This is a genomic window from Sorangium sp. So ce296, assembly GCF_051529605.1.
GTDB classification, from domain to species: Bacteria; Myxococcota_A; Polyangia; order Polyangiales; family Polyangiaceae; genus Sorangium; species Sorangium cellulosum_D.
The window spans coordinates 4863036-4886514 of record NZ_CP150325.1 but is presented as its reverse complement, the minus strand read 5'-3'; the positions used below and the strand labels follow the sequence as shown (position 1 = coordinate 4886514).

13 protein-coding genes are annotated in these 23479 nt (G+C 73.6%); 10 read left to right on the top strand and 3 right to left on the bottom strand.

The features are described 5' to 3' along the window. From WME98_RS18380 to WME98_RS18365, 4 genes are all read left to right on the top strand, one after another. Entirely contained in the window at nt 1-1626 is a 1626-nt protein-coding gene (locus tag WME98_RS18380) for a DUF4388 domain-containing protein (RefSeq protein ID WP_437952464.1), read from the top strand. 157 nt (nt 1627-1783) lie between these two features. Continuing rightward, nucleotides 1784-2896, top strand: coding sequence for an alanine dehydrogenase (gene ald, locus WME98_RS18375; protein ID WP_437334406.1), 1113 nt, complete (start codon nt 1784-1786; stop codon nt 2894-2896). A 17-nt stretch (nt 2897-2913) separates the two neighbouring features. Further along, nucleotides 2914-4005 (top strand): isocitrate/isopropylmalate dehydrogenase family protein, encoded by a 1092-nt coding sequence (locus WME98_RS18370; RefSeq protein ID WP_148314520.1) that lies wholly within the window; start codon nt 2914-2916, stop codon nt 4003-4005. Between the two features lie 166 nt (nt 4006-4171). After that, nucleotides 4172-7936: a response regulator gene (locus WME98_RS18365; protein ID WP_437952463.1), complete on the top strand. Its 3765-nt coding sequence runs from the start codon at nt 4172-4174 to the stop codon at nt 7934-7936. A 179-nt stretch (nt 7937-8115) separates the two neighbouring features. Here WME98_RS18365 and WME98_RS18360 read toward each other — a convergent pair whose 3' ends face one another. Beyond that, nucleotides 8116-8802, bottom strand: coding sequence for a hypothetical protein (locus tag WME98_RS18360; RefSeq protein ID WP_061629665.1), 687 nt, complete (start codon nt 8800-8802; stop codon nt 8116-8118). 457 nt (nt 8803-9259) lie between these two features. Continuing rightward, nucleotides 9260-10927, bottom strand: a complete 1668-nt coding sequence (locus tag WME98_RS18355; protein WP_437952462.1) for a hypothetical protein — start codon at nt 10925-10927, stop codon at nt 9260-9262. Between the two features lie 347 nt (nt 10928-11274). Between WME98_RS18355 and WME98_RS18350 the strand changes: the two genes are divergently transcribed. Then, nucleotides 11275-13566: a sulfatase-like hydrolase/transferase gene (locus WME98_RS18350; protein WP_437952461.1), complete on the top strand. Its 2292-nt coding sequence runs from the start codon at nt 11275-11277 to the stop codon at nt 13564-13566. Nucleotides 13567-13994: 428 nt separating this feature from the next. Continuing rightward, nucleotides 13995-14783, top strand: coding sequence for a hemerythrin domain-containing protein (locus tag WME98_RS18345; RefSeq protein WP_437952460.1), 789 nt, complete (start codon nt 13995-13997; stop codon nt 14781-14783). Between the two features lie 180 nt (nt 14784-14963). Here WME98_RS18345 and WME98_RS18340 read toward each other — a convergent pair whose 3' ends face one another. Next, nucleotides 14964-15839 (bottom strand): SOS response-associated peptidase, encoded by an 876-nt coding sequence (locus WME98_RS18340; RefSeq protein WP_437952459.1) that lies wholly within the window; start codon nt 15837-15839, stop codon nt 14964-14966. A gap of 61 nt (nt 15840-15900) precedes the next feature. Between WME98_RS18340 and acnA the strand changes: the two genes are divergently transcribed. The 4 genes from acnA to WME98_RS18320 all read left to right on the top strand — a co-directional run bounded on the left by acnA (nt 15901) and on the right by WME98_RS18320 (nt 23431). Continuing rightward, a complete protein-coding gene (gene acnA, locus WME98_RS18335) occupies nt 15901-18654 on the top strand; it encodes an aconitate hydratase AcnA (protein ID WP_437952458.1) in 2754 nt (917 codons plus the stop codon). Between the two features lie 137 nt (nt 18655-18791). Beyond that, complete coding sequence (gene serS / locus WME98_RS18330) at nt 18792-20093, top strand: serine--tRNA ligase (RefSeq protein ID WP_437952457.1); 1302 nt, start codon at nt 18792-18794, stop codon at nt 20091-20093. Nucleotides 20094-20098: 5 nt separating this feature from the next. Beyond that, complete coding sequence (locus WME98_RS18325; protein WP_437952456.1) at nt 20099-22408, top strand: ATP-binding protein; 2310 nt, start codon at nt 20099-20101, stop codon at nt 22406-22408. Then, nucleotides 22409-23431: a hypothetical protein gene (locus WME98_RS18320; RefSeq protein ID WP_437952455.1), complete on the top strand. Its 1023-nt coding sequence runs from the start codon at nt 22409-22411 to the stop codon at nt 23429-23431. Nucleotides 23432-23479: the final 48 nt, after the last annotated feature.

The window sequence follows — 23479 nt, the reverse complement described above, 5'->3', positions numbered from 1 at the left end:
GTGCTGTTGGTCGATTCGGACGTGGACGCGCTCGGCGCGCTCGCGTCGGCGCTCAGGGCGCGTGGTCTCACCGTGACCAACGCGAACGGCGCGTTCGAGGCCGTGGAGCAGGCGTTCAAGCGCCGCCCCGACGTCGTGCTGGCCGCGCGGGCGCTCGACGAGGACAGCGCGCTCGCGGACGCGTTCGCCGCCGTCCCCGACCTCGCCGAGACCCCCATCCTGTTCGTCGTCGACGGCGCCGAGGGCGAGCTCGGCCCCGACGACGTCCTGCGCAGCGACGTCGATCACATCGTCTCGCGCATCACCGAGGCGTCCCCGCGCGGCTCCAAGCCGACGGCGCTGCAGGAGATCCGCGGCGATCTCCAGCAGGTCCCGCTCGTCGACCTGCTCCAGCTGCTCGCGATGAACCGCCGGAGCGGCGTCCTCGGGATCACCACGCCGGCCGGCGCCGGCGAGCTCCGGCTCGCGGCAGGGGAGGTGATCGACGCCGTCTACCGCCGCCTCGAGGGGGAGAAGGCGCTCTACCGGCTGCTCGGCGAGCGCGACGGGCAGTTCGCGTTCTCCCCCGGCGAGCCGACGAGCGCGCGCCGGCTCATCGCGCCGACGTCGCGGCTCCTGATGGAGGCGCTCCGCCAGGTCGACGAGGTCCAGCGCCGCCGCGCCGAGCTCGCCCCCGCCGGCGAGGCCTTCCTGGTGACCGAGCCGTCGAGCGACGATCTCGACCTGACCCCGCTCCCGAGCCACGAGCTCTTCAGCGCCGTCGCGATCTCCGGCGGCGCCCTCGCGGCGGACGACGCGAGCGCCGCGACCTCCGTGCCCGACATCACGGCGCCGGCGCCCTTGGCGATGCCGGCCAGCGCGCCGCGGGGCGGCCGCGGCTCGATGCCGCCGCCGCCGACGCTCCGCGCGGCCGAGTCGACGGCGCCCAAGCCCGAGGCGACGCGCTCGCCGACGGCGCCGCCGCCGTCGCTCGGCGAGCCGACGGAGCGCGCGCTCGTGGCCGAGAAGCTCACGGCGCTGCTCCAGATGCCGCACAACCTCGACGAGCTGCTCGACGAGATCGGCGCGCCGGATCTCCTGATCCTGGAGGTCTTGATGGAGCTCACGGAGGCCGGGAAGATCCGCCGCATCTCGCTCGCCGACCTCACCACGCCGTTCGCGCCGCCGGAGCACTTCCCGGTGCTCCGGTCGCTGGTGACGCGCCTCTCCCGGCCGGGCTTCGCGCCGCCGCCGCACCTCGTCATCGCCGCGAGCGCGCGCCGCATGACGATGCTCTCCCACGCGGTCCGCCGCATCGCGGACGCGAACGTCCCGGCCGAGCCGCCGCCGCACGCGGCGCTCCCGAGGCCGCTCGGCGTGATCCGGCTCGGCGACGGGGTCGAGCTCGCCCTGATCGGCCTCCCCACCGAGGAGAGCTTCGCGCCCACCTGGGCGCTCGCCCTGCACGGAGCGGCCGCGGTCGTCCGGCTCGGCGACGCCAGGGAGGACGCGCTGGCAGCGCACTGCGAGGCGCTCGAGCTCCTCTTGCTCGACGCAGAGGCGATGATGGGTCCGCTCGATTTGGCCTCTCCCGGACAGATCACGCTGCTCGTCCGCGCCGCGCTCGAGGCCGCCGCCGGGGTGTGAGCGGCCGACACGAAGGTTGATTCGAACGGATCTTCCGAGGTTTCTCGCCTCGAAAATAGCCGCCGTATCGGCTCTTGCAGCGTTGCAAGGGCGGGTTTCTGCTATCGTCGTCCGACACCCTCGCTTTCAGCAGTTCGGCGAGGAGAGGAGCGCGATCGTGCTTATCGGAGTCCCCAGGGAGATCAAGACACGTGAGTACCGCGTCGGGATGACGCCCGCGGGAGTCCGGGCCATGGTCGGCCACGGGCACAGGGTCCTCGTGGAGTCCGGCGCAGGCGAGGGCAGCGGGCTGTCCGACGAGGCCTACGCGCGCGCGGGCGCCGTCATCGCGCGATCGGCGGCGGAGGCGTGGAGCGCCGATATGGTCGTGAAGGTGAAGGAGCCGCTCCCCTCGGAGTACGGCCACTTCCGCCCGGGCCTCGTCCTCTATACCTACCTGCACCTGGCCGCCGAGCCCGACCTCACGAAGGAGCTCGCCCGGCGCGGCGTGACCGGCGTCGCGTACGAGACGATCCAGCTCGAGGACGGCTCGCTGCCGCTGCTCCGGCCGATGAGCGAGGTGGCCGGCAGGATGGCGGTCCAGGTCGGCGCCTCGTGCCTCGAGAAGGAGCGGGGCGGCAAGGGCGTGCTCCTCGGCGGCGTGCCGGGCACGCGGCGCGGCCGCGTGGCGATCCTCGGCGGCGGCGTGGTCGGGCGGAACGCGGCGACCATCGCGGTCGGGATGGGCGCGCAGGTCACCGTGCTCGACGTGCGCGCCGAGACGATGAGCTACCTCGAGGACGTCTTCGGGGGCGCGATCGAGACGCTCTACTCGAACGCGGAGAACATCGAGACGATGTGCGAGCGCGCCGATCTGGTGATCGGCGCGGTGCTCGTGCCCGGCGCCAAGGCGCCCCTGCTCGTGACCGAGGACCACATCCGCCGCATGGAGAAGGGGACCGTCGTGGTCGACGTCGCCGTGGATCAGGGCGGCTGCATCGCGACCTGCCGCCCGACCACCCACGACAACCCGACCTACGAGGTGCACGGCGTCGTCCACTACTGCGTCGCCAACATGCCGGGCGCGGTGTCGCACACGAGCACCTGGGCGCTCACGAACACGACGATCGGCTACGCCGTGGCGATCGCCAACCAGGGCATCGCGGCCGCCGCCAAGGCGGACCGGGCCGTGGCGCTCGGCATCAACACCCACGGCGGACACGTGACCTACGGCCCCGTCGCCGCAGCCCACCGGTTGGAGTACGTGCCGGTCGAACGCGCGCTCGGTTGATCCCGGAGCGCGACCCTGTGGCAGCCGGCAAGAAGAAGAAGATCGCGATCATCGGCGGCGACGGCATCGGTCCGTCCGTCACCGCCGAGGCCAGGCTCCTGCTCGAGCTCTACCAGGCGCGCGCAGGGCTGCCGATCGACCTGTGGGACCTCGACCTCGGCGCCGACCGGTACCTGCGCGACGGGACGACCTTCCCGAACCAGATCCAGGTGGCGATCCAGCGCGAGTGCTCGGCGGTGCTCCTCGGCGCGCTCGGCGATCCGCGCGTGCCGAACCTCGAGCACGCGCGCGACATCCTCTTCGGGATGCGCTTCGGATACGACCTCTACGCCAACGTGAGGCCCGTCCGGGCCCTGTCCGATCGGCTCGTCCCGCTCAAGGGCCGCGCGGCGAAGGACATCGACTTCGTCGTGTTCCGCGAGAACACCGAGGGCATCTACGTCGGGATGGGCGGCCAGTTCAAGCGCGGCACCCCGGACGAGGTCGCCATCAACGAGGACGTGAACACGAGGAAGGGGGTCGAGCGGATCATCCGCGCGGCCTTCGACTACGCGCGCGCGACCGGCCGGACGCGGGTCACGATGGCGGACAAGTCGAACGCGATGCGACACGCGCACGAGCTGTGGTTGCGGGTCTTCCACGAGGTGCGCGCCCAGTACCCGGAGATCCAGTCGAACCACGTCTACGTGGACGCCCTGTGCCTGTACCTCATCCAGGATCCGTCGCAGTTCCAGGTCATCGTGACGAACAACCTGTTCGGCGACATCGTGACCGACCTCGGCGCGGCGCTGCAGGGCGGTCTCGGCATGGCCGCGAGCGCGAACGTGCACGCGTCCGATCCGGCGCGGGTCGCGCTGTTCGAGCCGGTCCACGGGTCGGCGCCCCCGCTCGCCGGCAAGGACGTGGCGAACCCGTTCGCGGCGATGCTCACCGCCGGGCTGCTGCTCGCCCACCTCGGGTGGCCCGAGGAAGAGCGCCGCATCGAGCGCTGGGTCTCCCAGGCGCTCGACCAGGGGATGTGCACGGCCGACGTCGGCGGCACCCTCGGGACGCGGGCCGCAGGCGCCTGGGTCCGGGAGCAGATCGCCGCGGAGCTGGGCTCGCCGTGAGGTGACCCGGAGGGCCAGGCGCGGCGGCCGCGCGGTCACGATCGCCGAGAAGTTCGGCTGACCCGGCGGGCCAGGCGCGGCGGCCGCGCGGGCACGATCGCCGAGAAGTTCGGGTGTCCGATCCTCCTGTGATACGGGACCGCCAATGGGCGTAGGATCGACGGCGGTGGAGCACGCGGGGCCGCGGAGCAATGCAGCGGGCGAGGCTCGGCACGAGCGGCTGGGCGGGGCACGGGCCGAGTTCGTGGCGAACCTGGGTCGCCGTGTGGCGGAGCTCCGCGCGGCGCTCCGGCGGATCGAGGCGGACGACGATGCGCCGCGGCTCATCGAGGACCTGAAGCGGCGCCTGCACTCGCTCGGCGCCGGGGCGCGGCTCCTGCGCTTCGCGCGCGTCGCCGAGCGCCTCGCCGAGGGAGAGTCGGCGCTCGTCGCCTCCGCCGGCGGCCGGCTCACCGGCGAGGCCGCCGCCGTCCTGGGGAAGGTGCTCGAAGAGCTGCCCGCCCTCGCGTGGGGTCAGGCGGCGATCGGCGAGACGGCGGCGGCGCCGCGCGAGCAAGCGATGGCGTCGCGCGAGCAGGTGATCGCGTCGCGCGAGCCGGCGGCGGCGCAGGGCGCGCGCGCGGGCGCGGCGGGCGCGCGCAGCGCCGGCGCAGGGCAGGAGGAGGCCGCGGGCGCGGGCGGCGCGAAGGGCCAGGCCTCGACCTGGATCGCGGGCGTGAGCAACGGCCGCGCGCTCGCCCCCGCGCCGCTCACGCTCGACGACGAGGAGGAGGCGAGCGCGCGCCCGTCCTCGCCGCGCAGCGCGGAGCAGGCGCGCGCCGTCGAGGCCCAGGAGGCCGCGCCGCTCGAGACGCCGATCACCGTCCTCGTCGTGGGCGGGGCGCCGCTCGCCGACGCGCTCGATCCGGAGGGCGCCGGGGCCGGGCCGTCGTTCGAGGTGGAGCGCACCGACGAGATCGAGACGGCGATCGATCTCGCGCGCGCGTTCGCGCCGGACGTGGTCCTGCTCGACGCGGATCTGCCGGGCGCGCGCGCGCTCGCGGAGGCGCTCGCCGCCGATCCGCTCACCGACCTGGTCCCGGTCGTCGCCGTCGGGCGCTTCGCGCGGCCCGAGGACGCGGCCCCGTACGTGGCGCTCGGCGCCGCGCGCGCGCTCGCGAAGCCGGCGTCGCCCGACGCGCTCCGGCGCGCCGCCGCGGAGGCCGCGGCGAGCTGCGTGCGCCTCCGCCAGCCCGCGCGCGCGCCGCTCGGGGCCGTCAGCCTCGACGATCTCGGGGCGCGCCTCGCCGAGGAGCTGCGCCGCGGGCTCTGCGACGCCGCCGAGCCGAGGAGCCGCGGGGCGCACGTGGACCTCGGCGACGGCGCCGAGGTGCTCGCGGCGCTCTGGGGCGCGGTGGCGCGCATCCGCGATCTCGTGACGATCCGCTCGCACGGCGGCGTGCGGTTCACGCCGAACGGGCCCGAGGGCGCGCTGCCGCTCGCGCCGTGGATGACCGCGCCGGGCGCGCCCGAGGGCGAGCGCTCGCGGCTGCACAGCGAGATCCGCGCGAAGGCGCCGGCGCGCGGGGCCGCGAGCGCCGCGGCGCCGATCGACGCGGCGCTCGACGCGATGGACATCGTGGTCGCGGACGACGATCCGGCGGTGACGTGGTTCCTCGCCGGCGTGCTCCGGGCCGCGGGCGCGAAGGTGCACGAGGCCCACGACGGCGCGCGGGCGCTCGACCTCGCGTACCAGACGACGCCGGACCTCGTCGTGAGCGACGTGCTCATGCCGCGCCTCGACGGCTTCGCCCTGTGCCGCGCGCTCAAGCGCGACGTGGCGCTGCGCGACGTGCCGGTGATCCTGCTGTCCTGGAAGGAGGACCTGCTCCAGCGGCTCCGCGAGCTCGGCGCTCAGGCCGACGGTTATCTCCGCAAGGAGGCGAGCGCGGCGGCCTTCGTGCAGCGGGTGAACGAGGTCCTGCGGGGCAGGCGGCGCGTGGCCGAGCGCATCGCGACCGGCGGCGAGGTGCGCGGGCGGCTCGACGGCATGACGACGCGGACGCTGCTGTCGCTCGCGTGCGCGCGCCGGCCCGACGCGCTCGTGTCGGTGCGCGACGCCGCGTTCCTCTACGAGGTGCTGATCAAGGACGGCCGCCCCGCGGCCGCGACCCGGACGGCGCAGGACGGGACGTTCCACCGCGGCCCCTCGGTGCTCGCGGCGCTGCTCGGCGTCGGCTCGGGCCGCTTCGCGGTGGCGCCCGCGCCGGACGACGAGCTCCGGGCCCCGCCGCGCCCCGGGTTCGAGGGGACCCTCGCGGAGCAGCTCGTGCCCGCGATCGCCGCGGCCCGGGCGGCGCAGCGGCTGCTCCACGGGCCGCCCCTGATGCAGGTCGAGCGCGTCATCGTCGATCTGGAGGGGATGGGCGCCACCACCGACGCGACGCCCGAGCCGGCGCGGGCGCTGCTGAGGACGCTCGCCCGGGGGAGCTCGCCGCGGTCGATCATCACGTCGGGGGAGTTCGCCGCGAGCCTCGTCGAGGACGTGCTGAACGACGTCGCGGCCCGCGGCTGGGTGCGGCGCGTGATCGGCCGCGAGGGCGAGGATCTGCTCGCCCCCGCCGTGGTCCGCGAGGAGGAGACGCTCCGCGGCGTGCGGCGCGCCTCGGAGCGGCCTGCGCCGGCCGTGACGCTGCCGCCGGAGCTCGGCGAGGGCGGCGCCGCGTCGTCGCGCGCGCCGGTCGAGCTCGGCGACGACCAGCTCACGGTGGTGCCCGGCTCGGTGGCGCCGGTCGCCGCGGCGCCGGCGTCCGGCGCGGCGGCGTCGATCCCGGTGGTGTCGGTGGTGTCGGCGCCCGGGTCGGCAGCGTCGATCCCGGTGGTGTCGGCGGCGCCGGCGTCCTGGTCGGCGGCGTCGATCCCGGTGGTGTCGGCGTCGCCGGCGTCCGGCTCGGCGGCGTCGATCCCGACGGTGTCGGTCGACGGCGAGGACGAGATCGCGGCCCCGAGCGCGCGCAGGGCGCTCGCGAGCGCCAGGATCCCGAGCGATCTCGCCGAGCTCCAAGGCGATGTGGCGAGCGCGCGCGCGACGTGGACCACGCCGGCCGAGGCCGCGGCGCTGGCGGCCGGCGTGACGCCGGCCGTGCCGGGCGTGGCGCCGGCGCCGGCGCCGCGCAGGCCGGAGGCGACGCTGCCCGCGCTCGAGGTCCCGAAGCCCGAGCGGCTCCTGACGCTCGGCTCGCTCCCGCCGCCCCCGGTCGTCGAGGCGCCGGCCCCGCCGCCCGCGGCGCTCCGAGCGCCCGCGCCCCTGGCGGCGCGGGGCGCGGCGTCCGGCCCTGCGCCCACCGTGGACGAGTCGCCCACGCCGCGCCGGGTGCGCCGGCCGTCGGCGTACGTGCCCACGCCGCCGCCGCCGGCCCGCGACAACCGCATGACCATGTGGGTCCTCTTCGCGGTGGCGGCCTTCGTCTTCGCGGTGGCCGCGCGGCTGTCGCGCGATCACGAGCTGCAGGGCGCCCCGCCGCCCGCCGAGCCGCCGAGCCCGCCCGCGGCGGAGCCGCCGGCCGCCGCGGCGCCCGGCGCCGCCACGCCGGGCGCCGCCACGCCGGGCGCCGCCGGCACGGCCGTCGCCGCGGCGGCGCCGGCCGCGGCTGCCGCCGGGCCGGTGGGCGAGACGACCACGAACCCCGTGCTGCCCGAGGATCTGCCGCTCGCCGCCGGGCACAAGGTCCCCGAGGGGCACGGCATGCTGGAGGTGATCGCCGGGTCGGGCGACACGCTCTTCGTGGACGGGCGCAAGGTGGGCACCGGCAGCGTCAAGCTGCCGCTCGCGCCGAAGGACGGCGCCTACGAGATCCGGGCGAAGCTCCGGGACGAGGAGCGGGTGCGCTTCGCGCTCGTCAAGGCCGGCCGCCTCACCCGGCTCCGCATCGCGCCGCCCTGGCGCCGCTGAGCGGCGTTCACCCGCTTCGGATACGGGCCCATCTCGACGTTTTCGGTGCTCAGCGCACTGGAGCGCGCTTCCGCGCCGAAAACGCCGAGCTGGACCCGTCTCCTGTGCGGGTGAACGCCGCTCTGTAACGCATGTGCCAGAGACGGGCGAAAACCGCTCCAGCACCGATCGCGCTACTCCTATGCCGGCGGGTTCTCGACGGCGGGGGCGGCCTTGGCCTTCTTCGACCCCTGCGAGCTCTTCTTGAAGAACCGGCCCGGCCAGTCCTTCGGCAGCCGCCGCTCCTCCGCGCGCTGGATCAGCAGGCCGTAGCGTGTCCGCCGCGCGGCGTTGATGTCGTCCACGAACCGGACGATCTCGCGCACGCGCTGATCGGCGGTGGCCGCGGCGGCGCGCAGCCGCTCCTCGACCGCGACGTCGCCCCGGGCGATGTCCTCCTCGAGCCGCGCGCCGAGCGCCTGGAGAGCGGCCTCGCGCTCGGACTTCAGCGAGGCCGGCCACGCGCGCACCACCTCGAGCTGGCTCTCCAGCCCGAGCCGCACGATCTCGTGGCGCGCCTTCTTGAAGTAGCGCCTGCGCTGCGGCGCGTCCCGGTCGCGAAAGGCCCGGAGCAGCTCGTTGTCCAGCTCGTCGACGGTGTCGTCGAGCAGGTCGTCCTCGGTGTCGACGCCCGCCTGCGCGACGATCTCGGCGCGCCACGCGCTCCGTTGCCCGGCGTTCACCTGGGCCCAGCGCTCCACGAGCGCGCCGGCCTCGGGCGCGAGATCGCTCGCGTCCTTGTCCTTGAGCAGCCGCGCCTCCTCGTAGACCAGCACGCTCCAGATATGGTCGAGGGAGTCGTCGTGATGGATGGTGTTGATGGTCATGGATTCCCCTCTCGTTCTGCCTTCGACCGCGGCCGGCGGAGCGCCAAGCGAGCGTCGAGGATCGCAGAGGCTAAGAAGAGCGATCGAGCTCGTCAACCGAGCGAGGCGGCGCCAGGGGCGATGTCGGCGGCCGAGCATGCTTCTGACGCGGCGCCAGGGGCGATGTCGGCGGCCGAGCATGCTTCTGACGCGGCGCCAGGGGGGATGTCGGCGGCCGAGCAAGCTTCTGACGCGGCGCCAGAGGCGATGTCGGGCGCCGCGCAGGCCTCCGATGCGGCGTCGACGGCGATGTCGGCGGCTGCGCGGCCTCCTGCAGGAGCTGCCGGACGCTGCTGGGCACGCGCGACGGTGAGCGAGGCGGCAGGAGGCGATGCAGGCAGGGACGATCTGCCCTCGGGATCCGGCGATGTCCGCTGAGGCGGCGCTCGTTCTCCGTGCGGTACGGGCGCGCCGAACGTCAGACCGACTCCAGCATCCCCGCGTAGCGCTCGATTTTGTCGCGCAGGTAGTCCTCGATGCCCACCAGGTTGTTCCGCAGGAAGGCCGTGAACTCCACGCTGTGCCCGGTGCGGCGGATCGCGTCGGCGATGTCCTTGGGATCGTCCGAGTCCGCGCTCGTCAGCGCGCAGACGGCGTACTCGCCGTGCTTGGGCGGCCCAGGGTCTTCCACGATCATGTCCGGCTTGAGGGACGCGTACACGGCGAAGCCTCGACTGAAGAGCCTGGCCGCGCCCGCACGGTGGCGGAGGGCCGGTTCATACAATGTGCTGCGGCGCTGCCCGAGCGTCATGAAATCCTTGAAGAGCTTCTCCACCTCCACCGCGGCGAACGGGGGATTGTCGAGCCTGGTGTCGAGCGCGGCGCACTCCGATCGCCACGCATCGCCGGTCGATTTCAGGGTCCCGATCGACGGCCGCCGCAGGATGAGCAGCAGGAGCTCATCGCCGAGGTCGCCGGCTGCTGGCGGCTGCAGCAGCGCGTAGGTCCCGACCATATCCAGGCTCACCCAGCGCAGCATGAACTCGGACTCCAGCATCCGGGCGCGGCGCAGGAGCTCCCGACTCGGCTTACGCACGATCTTCGAGGCCCATGGCCCGCGCATCTCCCATACGCCGAGGTGCCGTGGGCTCGCCCCGTGTCCCGGCTCGGCATCGATCTCGCGATCGTTCAGGAATGTCTGCACCTCGGCGAACTCCGAGCCCAGGGTGACAAGCGTCAAGACGTTGGGGTTGCCGGGGCGACCCATGCGCCGCGACGCGGCATCGAGCGACTGGCTGACCGCATGGAAAGAGCTGGTGAAACCGCTCCCTTCCATGAGCACGCGCCGCACCTCCTTCCGCTGCTCTGTCTGTGCCGCGTCGAGGCAGTACCAGTAGCTCACCTTGTTCAGCCGGTTCGTGTTCATCCGGACGATCCTCTCCAGCGTCGGCGCTTCCGGTACCGGCAGCGTCAGCACGGTAGAGAGGCCCTGGTACCAGCGCTCGAGGTGCCCGTGCAGCTTCTCGATCCACGCTTGGTCGTTCGAGAGCATCACGAAGATCGAGCGCTGGAACTCGTGCCGGCAGGCGTCGTTGAGCCGCTCGGCGAGGTAGGCGAGGATGGCGTCGGGACCAGCCTGGCGAGCCTCGTAGAAGTCCCTGGGCGACATCTCGGTCCACGGGCGCATCATGCTGTCCTTGTGCATGTCGTCGCAGACGATCAGCCGTACCCGGGACCTGTCCGATGTGGCGAAGCCCCGCAGCTCTTCGAGCCAATTCTGCGATTTGTGCTCGTCGACCAGCCTGAGCACGGTGTCCCTCGTCACATCCTCGATCGCACGCTCGTCCGGCTGGTCCGTGGCCACGAGCACGTGCCAGAGGTTGTTGCGGAGGTCCGGCGCGAAGGCGCCGCCGCGCGTGCGCTCGTGGTCCTGCGCCAGACGCGCGCTGAACATCGACTTGCCCGAGCCCTGCGGCCCGTGAACGAGCAGCACGGCGGCGCTGCGACGCGCATAGACCTGACGGAAAGCCTTCTGAAACTGTCCGGCAAGCCGCTGCCAGTGCGCGATGTCGACCTGGTAGTTCTTGTACTGGTCCAGGTACTCGGCGCGCGGAGGGAACTCGAGCTCGTCGTACAGGTCTGCCATGGCCGAGCTCTTCGTAACACGGGGTGCGCGGCAGGACAGCGCTTCCGGGACCAGCTCGAGTTCGGCCGGCCGGGCCCGGTTCGGCCGTGCCCCGACCGATCACGCTGTCCCCGGCCGGGGACATCGCCCCCTACGCCCTTCCGGCCCACCGGCACGCCAATCCGGGCGGACGGACGTGAAGCACCCGCTCGCGCTCCGGACCGCTCGCGCTCCGGACTGCGGACGAAGATGAATGACGCGCGCCGTCGAGCTCGCCTCCGCCGCCGGGGCGGCCGTGGGCCGCCCGACGCCCGTGAAGGCGTCGCGCGATCCCCGCTCGTGGTAGAGCACGCCCCGTGCGCGCCCGCGTGATCCGACCCAGCCACCCCTCCGCCGCGCTCCTCGCCGCCGCGGCCGCGCTCCTCTCCGGCTGCACCGGGTGCGAGACGTCGACCCGCGAGCTCCCGGCCGGCGCCACGGCGCCTGCGTCCGCGAGCCCCGCAGCCACCCCGCTGCCCCCGGCCCGCGACCTCGTGCACCTCGTGGACGAGCTGCGCAACTGCGACATCGAGCACCGGGGGCTCCTGTTCGACACCGGCGCCAACGCCCTCCTCGGTCGCTTCGCCTGGCAGGGGACCGTGCCCACCGGCATCACCGCGGTCGAGCACGCCGGATCCACCTGGGCGCGCATCTCGGAGCGGCAGATCAAGCTCACGTTCCTCCTGCCGTCCGCGAGCCCCATCTTCGTGTCCGCCCGCGCGGTCGGCCTGGCCTCCCGGTACGCCACGATCTCGCTGGACGACCAGCTCCTCGGGACCCTCCGCTTCCAGCGCGACCAGATCCGCATCGCCTCGACCCCGACCACCACGCTCCCGGCCGACCCCGGCCTGCACACCCTCACCATCCGGTTCTCCGGCCGGCTCCGCGAAGGGGAGTCGTTCGCCGACATCGACTGGGTCCGCGTCGGCATCCCCGACGAGGACCCGGCCACCTACGGCCCTCCGACCCTGCGCGACGTCGTCGCGCCCGCCGCGGCGCTGTCGGGCGTCCCGCACCGGTCCATCGCGCTGCGCGCCCCGGGCGCCGTCCGGTGCACCTTCCGCCCGTCCAAGGTGACCCGCCTCCGCACGGCCGTCGGCGTGCTGGGCGCCGGCGAAGGCGACGCCGAGATCCGCGTCCTGCGCGACGGCCAGGAGCCCCTCCCGCTCCACCGCGTCCATGTCGAGGGCGGCGACAAGGCGACCTGGACCGACGTCGAGCTGCCGCTCGCGCCCTTCGAGGGCTCCCTCATCACCCTCGAGCTCCGCGCCACCGCCGCGGCCCGCGGCGGCCGCATCCTCTTCGGCGACCCCGTCCTCGCCGGATCGCAGGAGCCCCCGCCGCCCGTGCGCGCGGCGCGCGCCGTCGTGATCGTCGCCCTGAACGGGGTCGAGCGGCCCGATCTGCCCCCCTGGAGCGGCCGCCCCGAGCCGCACCTCGCGACGCTGGCCGAGCTCGCCACGTCCGCGACGACGTTCGATCACCACCGGGGCCCGAGCACGGTCGTGTCCGCCGTGATCGCGTCGCTGCTCACCGGGCTGCCGCCGGCGGCCCACACCGTCACCGACACCGGGGCCCGCCTCCCCGCCCGCATGACCACCATCGGCGCCATCGCGAGCGACAGCAGCATCCGGACCGGGTTCTTCACCGGCGTCCCCACCACCTTCCGGGCGTTCGGCTTCGGACCCGGCTGGTCCCGCGTCCTCGAGCACCCCCCGACCAGCGGCGAGCCGGCCACCACGCCGATCGACGCCGCCGCCGCCTGGATCAGCGAGACCGTTCGCCAGGACGCCGGCAACCGCCTGCTCGCGTTCGTCCACGCGCGCGGCGGCCACCCGCCCTGGGAGGTCGGCCCGAAGGAGCTGAACGCCCTCAAGCCGGCCGACTACGCCGGCCCGATCGAGCCGCGCCGCGCCGCCCAGATCCTGGCCAGGCTGCGCAACCGGCGCCGCGACGTCCTCAGCCCCGACGATCGGGACCGGATCCGCGACCTCTTCTCCATCGCGCTCGCCGGCCAGGACCGCGCGCTCGGCAACCTCATCGGGACCCTCAAGGCCGCCGGCCTGTGGGACGAGACCCTCTTCATCGTCACCGGCGACCTGGCCAGCGGTCGCTCCGACGGCACGCTCTACGCCGAGAGCCTCGACCTCCAGGAGCCGGTCCTGACGCTCCCGCTTTATGTCCACTTTCCCGGCGATCTTTACGCCGGCCAGCGCATCTCTGCCCCGACCGAGATCATCGACATCACGCGCACCGCCGTCGCCGCCCTCGGCCTCTCGTTCGCCCGCGAACCGCTCGGGGAGGATCTGGCGGCCGTCGCCTCGGGCCTCCAGGGCGTCGAGCGCGACCCCCAGATCGCCGCCCTCGGCGATCGCTACTCCACGCGCTGGGGCAACCTCGTGCTTTCGGGGCGGCTCGGCGTCCCCCCCTTCCTCTGCGACCTCAACGTGGACCCGACCTGCGCGTTCAACCGCCGCGAGGTGATGCCGCTCGCCACCCTCTCGCTCTTCCGGCGCACCGTGACGTTCGACCTGTCCGTACGCGCGCCCGCGGCGCAACGGGAGCCGGCCACGATCGACGCGGAGACGGCGGCCGTGCTCAACGTATGGGGCGCGCAGTGACGCCCGCGCGACGCCGCGCCGGCGCGGCGTCGCGCCGACGATGACGATGACCCGCTGACGGCGCCCGGCGGCGCGCGCCGCCGCCGGGCGCGGGCGAGGGCGTCCGCGACATCGCGCAGGCCGCGCACGCTCGCGCTCCGCGACGCCATCTGCCCCGCTGCGAGGCAGCATGCCCCGCTCCGCGCTCCCCGCGGGCGGCGTCGATCGATCGAGCGATCGACCCATCGGCGACCCATCGGCGACCCATCGGCCGACGTACGCCCGCGCCCGCGCGTGCGCGTCGCGCGCCCGCCGCTCGCGCGATGGCGTGCGCGTGATGCGCTCGCTCCGCGCGCGCCGGGCGCCTGGCATGCTTCGCGCAAACGCCGCAGACCGCACAGGCAAAGCGCCTCGATGGCGCTTCATCTTTCCGTGAGAGGAGTCCCCGCATGAAGGCGACCGACCTATTGAAGGAGCAGCACCGGGAAGTCGACGAGCTCTTCGAGCGCATCGCGCAGGCCGACACCAACGAGATCGGCGCGCTCCGGGACGAGCTCGTGGCGAGCCTCGTGGGCCACGCGGCCATCGAGGAGGAGCTCTTCTACCCCGCGACCCGGGAGGCGCTCGGCGCCTCCCCCCTGATCCCGACCTCGTACGAGGAGCACTCCCTGGTCGAGATCATGTTGCAGAAATTGCTCAGCACCGAGCCGGGTGACGAAACCTTTCACGCCAGGCTGGGTGTGCTCAAGGAGCTCGTGCGACACCACGTCGAGGAGGAGGAGCAGGAGCTCCTGCCCCAGGCCGAGCGCGCCATGGGCGCCGACCGCCTCGAGGAGCTCGGGGCCCGCCTGGAGGCGCGCTTCGACCAGGTGCGCGAGGGCAACGTCGAGGCGCTCCTGAGCCAGAACGTCGCGAAGAGCATGCCCGCCGCCGGCGGCCGCCGCACGCGGGCCGCAAAGCCTGCGGCGCGCAAGGCGGCGGCCAAGCGTCCGCCCGCGAAGCGCGCGCCGACGCAGCGCGCCGAGCCGGCGCGGGGCGCCCAGAAGGGCCGCCGCGGCGCCGCGGCCACGACCGGACGGAAGAAGGCGGCAGACGCGGCGCCGGCGAAGACCGGGCGGGCCGCGCCCGCGCGCAAGACGGGCCGGGCGACGACGAGCCGGGCGCCGGCGAGCCGGCCGGCGAAGACGAGCCGCACGGGCCGCAAGGGCGGTCGCACGAGCAACGCCTCCGCACGCTGAGATCGCGGCACACCGGGGGGCGCCGCGGAATGCGGCGGACGCCGGGGAATGCCGGCGGACGTCGGGGAATGACGGCGGACGTCGGGGAATGCCGGCGGACGCCGGGGAATGCCGGCGGACGCCGGGGAATGCCGGCGGACGCGGCGGACGCCGGGGAATGCCGGCGGGCGCCGGCGAACGTCAGCGGCGCGGGGTCCGTCCGGAGGGGACGGCGGGTCCCGCGCCTGCATCGAGGTCGAAGAGCGGGAGCGTACCGCCGGCCTTCGGGGCGGCGGCCTTCGCCGGGCTGGCCTTCGGAGCAGCGGCCTTCGGGGCGGCGGCCTCCGCCGCGACCTCCTCCAGCAGGGCAGGGTCGTCGTGGCCGACCGCGTTGACCCGCGTCGAGACGGCGCGCGCCGCGAGGGAGCCGCGCGGCGCCGGCCGGAGCAGCGCCTCGACGCGATCCGCGTCCGATTCGTCGCCGACGCCCAGCCAGAGATCCACGTCCTCGGGCGCAAGGAGGACCGGCATGCGGTCGTGGACCTGCGCCACGTCGGCGCTCGCCTCGGTGGTCAGGATCGTGAAGCGGACGTCGATGTCGCCCGCGTCGGGGTCCTTCGCCAGCTGGTACAGCCCGGCCATGCGGAGCATCCCGCCCCCGGCAGGGTGGAACCACGTCGGCCGCCGCGCGCCCTTCGGCCCGCTCCACTCGTAGAAGCCGTCCGCGGGCACCACGCAGCGGCGCGCCGCGAACGCGCCGCGGAACGTCGGCTTCGTCCGCGCGCCCTCGGCCCGCGCGTTGGCGAGGAGCGAAGGCGCCGCGCCGCCCCCGGCGAAGCGGCCGGCGAACCCCCAGGTCGCCGCCACGAGCTCCCGCTGGCCGCCCTGCGCCCGCAGCACGGGGTGGACGGTCGACGGGGCGATGTTGTACCGCGGCCGGTAGAGCGCGGCCGCCTTCGGGTCGGCGGCGAGCGCCCGAGCGGGGCCGCCGTCCGCGGCGCCTGCGCCGAGGTACGCCTCCAGCATGGCGACGAGGGATGCGAAGTCCGGAACGGCGAGGGTAAAGCGCGCGCACATACCACTAGATTAGCGCCATCGGCGCGCCTACAAGGGCGCTCCGGACGTTGGAGGAGGCCGCATGGTCGACAGCTTTGGCACGAAGAGCACGCTGACGGTTCAAGCCGATACGTACACCTACTTCAAGCTCACCTCGCTGGCGCAAGGCGGCGCTTCGATCGACAAGCTCCCGTTCTCGCTCCGCATTCTCCTGGAGAACCTCCTCCGGCACGAGGACGGGCGCGTGGTGCGCAAGGATCACGTGGAGGCCGTCCTCAACTGGGACCCCAAGGCCCGCCCCTCGCAGGAGATCGCCTTCCACCCGGCGCGCGTGCTGCTCCAGGACTTCACCGGCGTCCCGGCCGTGGTCGACCTCGCGGCCATGCGCGAGGCGCTCGCGAAGCTCGGCGGCGACTCGCTCAAGATCAACCCGCTCCAGCCCGTCGACCTCGTGATCGACCACTCGGTCCAGGTCGACAAGTTTGCGTCCTCGACGGCCCTCAAGGTGAACGCGGCGCTCGAGTTCGAGCGCAACCAGGAGCGCTACGCCTTCCTCCGCTGGGGGGCGCAGGCGTTCACCAACTTCCGCGTGGTGCCGCCCGACCAGGGCATCTGCCACCAGATCAACCTGGAGTACCTCGCCGGCGCCGTCATGCGGCAGGGCGCGCTGGTCTACCCGGACACGCTCGTCGGCACCGATTCGCACACCACCATGATCAACGGGCTCGGCGTCGTCGGCTGGGGCGTCGGCGGCATCGAGGCCGAGGCGGCGATGCTCGGCCAGCCGCTCTCGATGCTCATCCCCGAGGTCGTGGGCTTCAAGCTCCACGGCAGCCTGCCCGAGGGCGCCACCGCGACCGATCTCGTCCTCACGGTGACGCAGATGCTGCGGCAGAAGAAGGTCGTCGGGAAATTCGTGGAGTTCTACGGCCCCGGCCTGAGCGCGCTCTCGCTCCCGGACCGCGCCACGATCGCCAACATGGCGCCCGAGTACGGCGCCACCATCGGCTTCTTCCCCGTCGACGACGAGACGATCGCCTACCTGCGCTTCACCGGCCGGCCCGCCTCGCTCGTCGCGCTCGTCGAGGCCTACTACAAGGAGCAGGGGCTGTTCCGCACGGACAACACCCCGGATCCGGTCTTCAGCGACACGCTCGCGCTCGACCTGGGCGACGTCGAGCCGTCGATCGCCGGCCCGAAGCGGCCGCAGGACCGCGTCCGGCTGCGCGACGCCAAGCGCGCGTTCCGCGCCTCGCTCCAGGGCATGCTCGAGAAGGAGTTCGCCGCCGCCGAGCCGGCCGCGGTGAAGGCGTTCCTCGAGGAGGAGAGCGGCGCGGCCGCCGCGCGCGCGCCCGCGCTCGAGAAGGTCATGCGCCCGGCGGAGATCACCGAGGGCGACACGCGCTACACGCTGCGCCACGGCTCGGTCGTGATCGCCGCGATCACGTCGTGCACGAACACCTCGAACCCGGCGGTCATGCTCGGCGCGGGCCTGCTCGCGAAGAAGGCCGTCGAGCGCGGGCTCACGGTGAAGCCGTGGGTGAAGACCTCGCTCGCCCCCGGGTCCAAGGTCGTCTCGGACTACCTGCAGCAGGCGGGGCTCCTGCCGTACCTCGAGGCGCTCGGCTTCCACCTGGTCGGCTACGGCTGCACGACGTGCATCGGCAACTCCGGGCCGCTGCCGGACGTGATCGGCGATACGGTCCGCCACAACGATCTCGTCGTGGCGAGCGTCCTGTCCGGCAACCGCAACTTCGAGGGCCGCATCAACCAGCACGTGCGGATGAACTTCCTCGCCTCGCCGCCGCTCGTCGTCGCCTACGCGCTGCGCGGCGACGTCGACGCCGACCTCTTCAAGGAGCCGGTCGGCACCGATCGCAACGGCGAGCCGGTGTACCTGAAGGACATCTGGCCGAGCTCGGCCGAGGTCAACGAGGCGATCCGCACGGCGGTGCGGCCCGAGCAGTTCCAGGCGCAGTACGAGAACGTGTTCGCCGGCGACGAGGAGTGGCAGAAGCTCTCGGTCCCGGGCGGCCAGACGTTCGTGTGGGACGAGTCGTCGACGTACGTGCGCAGGCCGCCGTTCTTCGAGGGGCTGTCGAAGGACCCGGCGCCGCTCGGCGACATCCGCGGCGCGCGCGTGCTCGCGCTGCTCGGCGACTCGGTGACCACCGATCACATCTCCCCGGCCGGCAACATCGCCAAGAACAGCCCGGCCGCGAAGTACCTGGTCGAGCACGGCGTCGCGCCCGCCGACTTCAACTCGTACGGCGCCCGCCGCGGCAACCACGAGGTGATGATGCGCGGCACGTTCGCGAACATCCGCCTGAAGAACCTGCTCCGCCCCGGTGAGGAGGGCGGCATCACGGTGCACCTGCCCGACGGCGAGAAGACGACGATCTACGACGCGGCCATGCGGTACAAGGCGGAGGACGTGCCGCTGCTCGTGATCGCCGGCGCCGAGTACGGCACCGGGTCGTCGCGCGACTGGGCGGCGAAGGGGACGAAGCTGCTCGGCGTGCGCGCGGTCATCGCGAAGAGCTTCGAGCGCATCCACCGGTCGAACCTGGTCGGCATGGGCGTGCTCCCGCTCGAGTTCGCGCCGGGCGAGGACGCCGGGACGCTCGGGCTCACCGGGCGCGAGGTGTTCGAGATCGCCGGCATCGCGGACAACCTCACGCCGGGCAAGAAGCTCAACGTCGTCGCGACCGGGGAGGGCGGCAAGACGACGACGTTCACGGTCACCGCGCGCATCGATACGCCGAACGAGGTCGACTACTACCAGCACGGCGGCATCCTCCAGTTCGTGCTGCGCAGCCTGGGCGCCACGGCCTAGCGCTCCTCGCCGCGCCGCTCCCCGCAGCCCGGCGCGGCGCGGAGCGGCGGGGACGGCGCGCGGCCCCCCCCGCCCGAATGCGGCGCCGCGCGTCGCGCCTGCTGACGCGCGTGCACGCATCGGCTAGACCCTGGGGCATGCTCGATCCCCGCCACGTCGCAGATCACCTCGATGAGGTGCGCGCGGCGCTCGCTCGTCGCTCGCCCGCCGCCGCCGCCACCCTCGGAGACGACTTCGCCTCCACGGTCAGCTCGCGCCGGTCGAGGATCCAGGAGCTCGAGCGGTGGCAGGCAGAGCGCAACGCGGCGAACGACGCGATGGCGCGCCTCGACAAGAAGTCGCCGGAGTTCGCGCAGAAGCGCGACGAGCTGAAGGCCCTCTCCGCGAAGATCAAGGAGGCCGAGCAGGTCGTCTCGGAGCAGGAGAAGCGGCTGACCGAGCTGCTCGCCGTCGTCCCCAACCTGCCGGATCCGTCGGTGCCGGACGGCGCCGGGGACGAGGACAACGTGGTCGTGAGGACGTGGGGCGAGAAGCCGAGCTTCTCGTTCACGCCGAAGAACCACTGGGACATCGGCACCGCCCTCGGCATCCTCGACTTCGAGCGCGCGGCGAAGCTCTCGGGCGCGCGGTTCACGGTGCTCCTCGGCACGGCCGCCCGCCTGGAGCGGGCCCTGATCTCGTTCATGCTCGACCTGCACACGCGCGAGCAGGGCTACCTCGAGGTGCTCCCGCCGTTCCTCGTCAAGGACTCGGCCCTGTTCGGCACGGGCAACCTGCCCAAGTTCGCCGACGACCTGTTCAAGACCCAGAAGAGCGACCCGGAGCGGGCGTACGACCTCTACCTCATCCCGACGGCCGAGGTCCCGGTCACGAACCTCCACGCGGACGAGATCCTCGACGGCGCGTCGCTGCCGATCGCGTACGCGGCGTACACGCCGTGCTTCCGCAGCGAGGCGGGCAGCCACGGGCGCGACGTGCGGGGGCTCATCCGGCAGCACCAGTTCGACAAGGTCGAGCTCGTGCGGTTCTCGGCGCCGGAGGACTCGCCCCGCCAGCACGAGCTCCTCACCGCGCACGCGGAGGAGGTGCTGAAGCGCCTCGGCCTCCACTACCGCGTCTCCGCGCTCTGCACCGGCGATCTCGGCTTCGGCTCGCAGAAGACGTACGATCTCGAGGTGTGGCTGCCCGGCCAGGGGGTCTACCGGGAGATCTCGAGCTGCTCGAATTTCGGCGAGTTCCAGGCGCGCCGCGCCCAGATCCGCTACCGGCCGGAGCCGAAGGCGAAGCCGCGGCTGGTCCACACGATGAACGGATCGGCGCTCGCGGTGGGGCGGACGGTGATCGCGATCCTCGAGCAGTACCAGCAGGCGGACGGGACGGTCGTCGTGCCGGAGCCGCTCCGGGCGTTCATGGGCTGCGAGGTCCTCAGCGGCAGGTAGCGGCGATGGGAGCGGACGAGGAGGCCAAACGCGAGCTCCCGGAGCCGCGAGGCGCGCGCGAGCTGGGCGAGGGCGAGCGGCGCTCGCAGCTCCCCGAGTCGCGGCGAGGGCGCGAGCCGGGCGAGGGCGAGCGGCGCTCGCAGCTCCCCGAGTCGCGGCGGGGGCGCGAGCCGGGCGATGGCGAGCGGCGCTCGCAGCTGCCGGAGTCGCGGGGCGGGCGCGACCTTGGCGACGGCGAGCGGCGCTCGCAGCTGCCGGAGTCGCGGGGCGGGCGCGAGCTCGGTGAGGGCGAGCGCCGCCCGCAGGTCCACGCGCCGTCGACCCCCACCGAGACCTCCATGGCGCTCGCGCGCCGTCGGCTGCTCGAGCTCTGCAAGCGGCACAAGGACGAGCTGATCGACGACTGGATCGAGAACGTGCTGGCGCTGCCGCCGGAGCGCGGTCGGTACACCGACCGGCCCGTCGGCGAAGTGACGGAGAACGTCCGCTCCTGGCTCGCCGCCTTCACCAGGATCCTCGAGGACGGCAGCGAGACGCTGCTCGACGAGTTCATCACGCACCTGGTCGAGCAGCGTTACGCGACCGGGTACTCCATCAGCGGCCCGCTGATCGCCGCCTCCGAGTTCCGCACCGCGGTCGCGGGCGTCCTCGACACGACCCACGACGACGGCGACGCGGACGGCACGTCCTCCATCGACGTGCTCCGCGCCGTCGACGCGCTGTTGCTCCAGTTCGAGCACCGCTTCGCCGAGGCGTACGCCCAGCGCTCGCTGTTCGCCTCCGAGGAGCGCTACCGCGAGATCGTCGAGCTCTCGTCCGACGTCCTCGCGACGATCGACCAGGAGGGCATGCTGACGCGGCTGAACGTGCGCTTCGAGGTGCTCTTCGGGCACTCGCGGCAGGCGTGGATCGGCCGGCCGATCACCGCGCTCGCGGTCGCGGCGGACGTGCCGGCGCTGCGCGCCCTGGTGATGTCCGCGTCCCGGGCCGAGGCGCCTCGGGAGGCCACCATCCGCTGCGGGACGCGCGCCGGGCTGACCAAGGTGATGACGGTCCGGATCACGCGGCTCTACGGCGAGGACGCGTCGCTCGCGCTCATGCGCGACGTCACCGAGGAGGTCGCGCGCCGCGCGCAGATCCTCCACAGCGAGAAGCTCGCCTCGATCGGCCAGGTGGCGGCGAGCGTCGCGCACGAGCTCAACAACCCCATGGCGTGGGTGATGGCGAACCTCGAGCAGATCCGGAGCGGGGCGCACAAGCTCGTCTCGGCGGCGCGCCCGGTCGCGTCGGGCTCCTACGAGGACCTGCTCCGCGCCATCGACCTCATCGATCGGTCGTGCCACGAGGCGCTCGCCGGCGTCGAGCGCATGCGCGACATCGTGACCGACCTCAACCTCTTCTCGAGCAGCAGCGAGCGCAAGCCCGAGCGGGTCGATCTCGTCGACGTGATCGAGCTCGCGCTGCGCATGACGGGGCCGCAGCTCAGCCAGCTCTGCCGCATCGAGCGGCATTACGGCGAGATGCCCCCGCTGGTCGGCTACCCGGGCAAGCTCTCGCAGGTGTTCGTGAACCTGTTCATCAACGCCGCCCAGGCGATGCCGAACCGCCCGCGCGACGAGAACCTGGTGCGCGTGACGGCGCGCTTCGACGACGGGGTGCACCACGTCGAGGTGGAGGACAACGCGCGCGGCATGACCCCCGAGGTCGTCGAGCGCATCTTCGACCCGTTCTTCACGACCAAGGAAGAGAGCGCGCGGCCGGGGATCGGGCTCTGGGTGTCGCGCAACATCGTCGAGGAGCAGCACGGCACCATGACGGTGTCGAGCAAGCCCGGCATCGGCACGGTCTTCACGATCCGCCTGACGGGCCTGAACCCCGCGGATCTGCCGGCGCTCCGCCCGCCGCCGGAGCCGCCGCGCCTGTCGTCGCGCGGGACGATCCTGTTCGTCGACGACGAGCCGATGCTCCTCAACGCGTTCGCGCGCGCGTTCGAGGAGCGGCACGAGGTGCTCGTGGCGAAGAGCGGCCACGAGGCGCTCGACCTGCTGCGGGACCGCGGCGGCCGGATCGACGCGATCGTCTGCGATCTCCTGATGCCGCAGATGAGCGGGATGGCCCTCTACGACGAGATCGGCGAGCGGTTCCCGCAGCTCCAGCCGAAGATGGCCTTCATGTCGGGCGGCGCGTTCACGCCGAGCGCGCGCGAGTTCGTCGAGCGGGTGGACAACCCGAAGATCGCGAAGCCGATCTCGCTCGACGACCTGGAGCGGGTGATCGCCGATCTCCTCAGCGGCGGGCAGAAGCGGGGGCACTAGATGGCGGACGCGAGGGCGACGCGGGCGCGGGCGAACCACGCGCGCTACCGGCCGGGGCAGCGGGAGGGGTTCTACGAGAGCTTCTTCCAGCGCGCGAACCACCCGACGCGCCCGCTCGCCTTCTGGATCCGCTACACGCTCTTCAGCCCGGCCGGGCGGCCCGACGCCGCGGAGGGCGAGCTCTGGGCCATCTACTTCGACGGCGAGTCGGGGCGCCACGCGGTCGCCAAGCGCGAGGTCCCGTTCGCCGGGCGCTGCTCCTTCGCCCGCGACGGCCTCGCGGTGGACATCGACGGGGCCCAGCTGCGCCCGGGCCGGCTCGCCGGCGCGGCGGGCGAGGGGGAGGGCGCCATCGCCTGGGATCTCGCGTATGAGGGCGGCGGGGAGCCGCTCCTGCTGCTCCCGGCGGCCCTCTACGACGCCCCGCTGCCCAAGGCGAAGGCGCTGGTCGGCGCGCCGATGGCGGTCTACCGCGGCGTCCTCCGCGCTGCGGGGCGCGACGTGGACGTCTCGGGCTGGGTGGGCAGCCAGAACCACAACTGGGGGACGAAGCACACGGACCTCTACGCCTGGGGGCAGGTCGCGGGGTTCGACAGCCACCCGGACAGCTTCCTCGAGGTCGCCACGGCCCGCCTCAAGGTCGGGCCGTTCTGGACGCCGAGCATGACGCCGCTGGTCCTGCGGCACCGGGGCGAGGAGATCGCGCTGAGCTCGCTGGTCCAGGCGGTCCGCGCCGAGGCCTCGTTCGACTACTTCACCTGGCGCTTCCGGACCGAGACCGATCGGCTGAGCGTCGAGGGGGAGATCTCGGCGCGCGCCGCCGACGTCGTGGGCCTCGCTTACAGGAACCCTCCCGGCGGGGTGAAGCACTGCCTGAACACGAAGATCGGGGCCTGCAGCCTCACGCTGCGGCGGAAGAGCCTGGGCCGCGAGGTCGGGATCGAGACGCTGACCACGGCGCGGCGCGCGGCGTTCGAGATCCTCACGGACGACCGCGGCCACGGCGTGGCGATCCGCGCCTGATCCACGCCGGACGCACCGGGCCGCTGCGCGGGCGGCCGGGGTGGTGCG

Excerpts from the sequence above, each read along its gene's own strand:
- WME98_RS18360 (WP_061629665.1), bottom strand. The coding sequence starts at position 8,802 with ATGACCATCAACACCATCCATCACGACGACTCCCTCGACCATATCTGG.
- WME98_RS18355 (WP_437952462.1), bottom strand. The coding sequence starts at position 10,927 with ATGGCAGACCTGTACGACGAGCTCGAGTTCCCTCCGCGCGCCGAGTAC.
- WME98_RS18345 (WP_437952460.1), top strand. The coding sequence starts at position 13,995 with ATGAAGGCGACCGACCTATTGAAGGAGCAGCACCGGGAAGTCGACGAG.
- WME98_RS18340 (WP_437952459.1), bottom strand. The coding sequence starts at position 15,839 with ATGTGCGCGCGCTTTACCCTCGCCGTTCCGGACTTCGCATCCCTCGTC.
- acnA (WP_437952458.1), top strand. The coding sequence starts at position 15,901 with ATGGTCGACAGCTTTGGCACGAAGAGCACGCTGACGGTTCAAGCCGAT.
- serS (WP_437952457.1), top strand. The coding sequence starts at position 18,792 with ATGCTCGATCCCCGCCACGTCGCAGATCACCTCGATGAGGTGCGCGCG.
- WME98_RS18325 (WP_437952456.1), top strand. The coding sequence starts at position 20,099 with ATGGGAGCGGACGAGGAGGCCAAACGCGAGCTCCCGGAGCCGCGAGGC.
- WME98_RS18320 (WP_437952455.1), top strand. The coding sequence starts at position 22,409 with ATGGCGGACGCGAGGGCGACGCGGGCGCGGGCGAACCACGCGCGCTAC.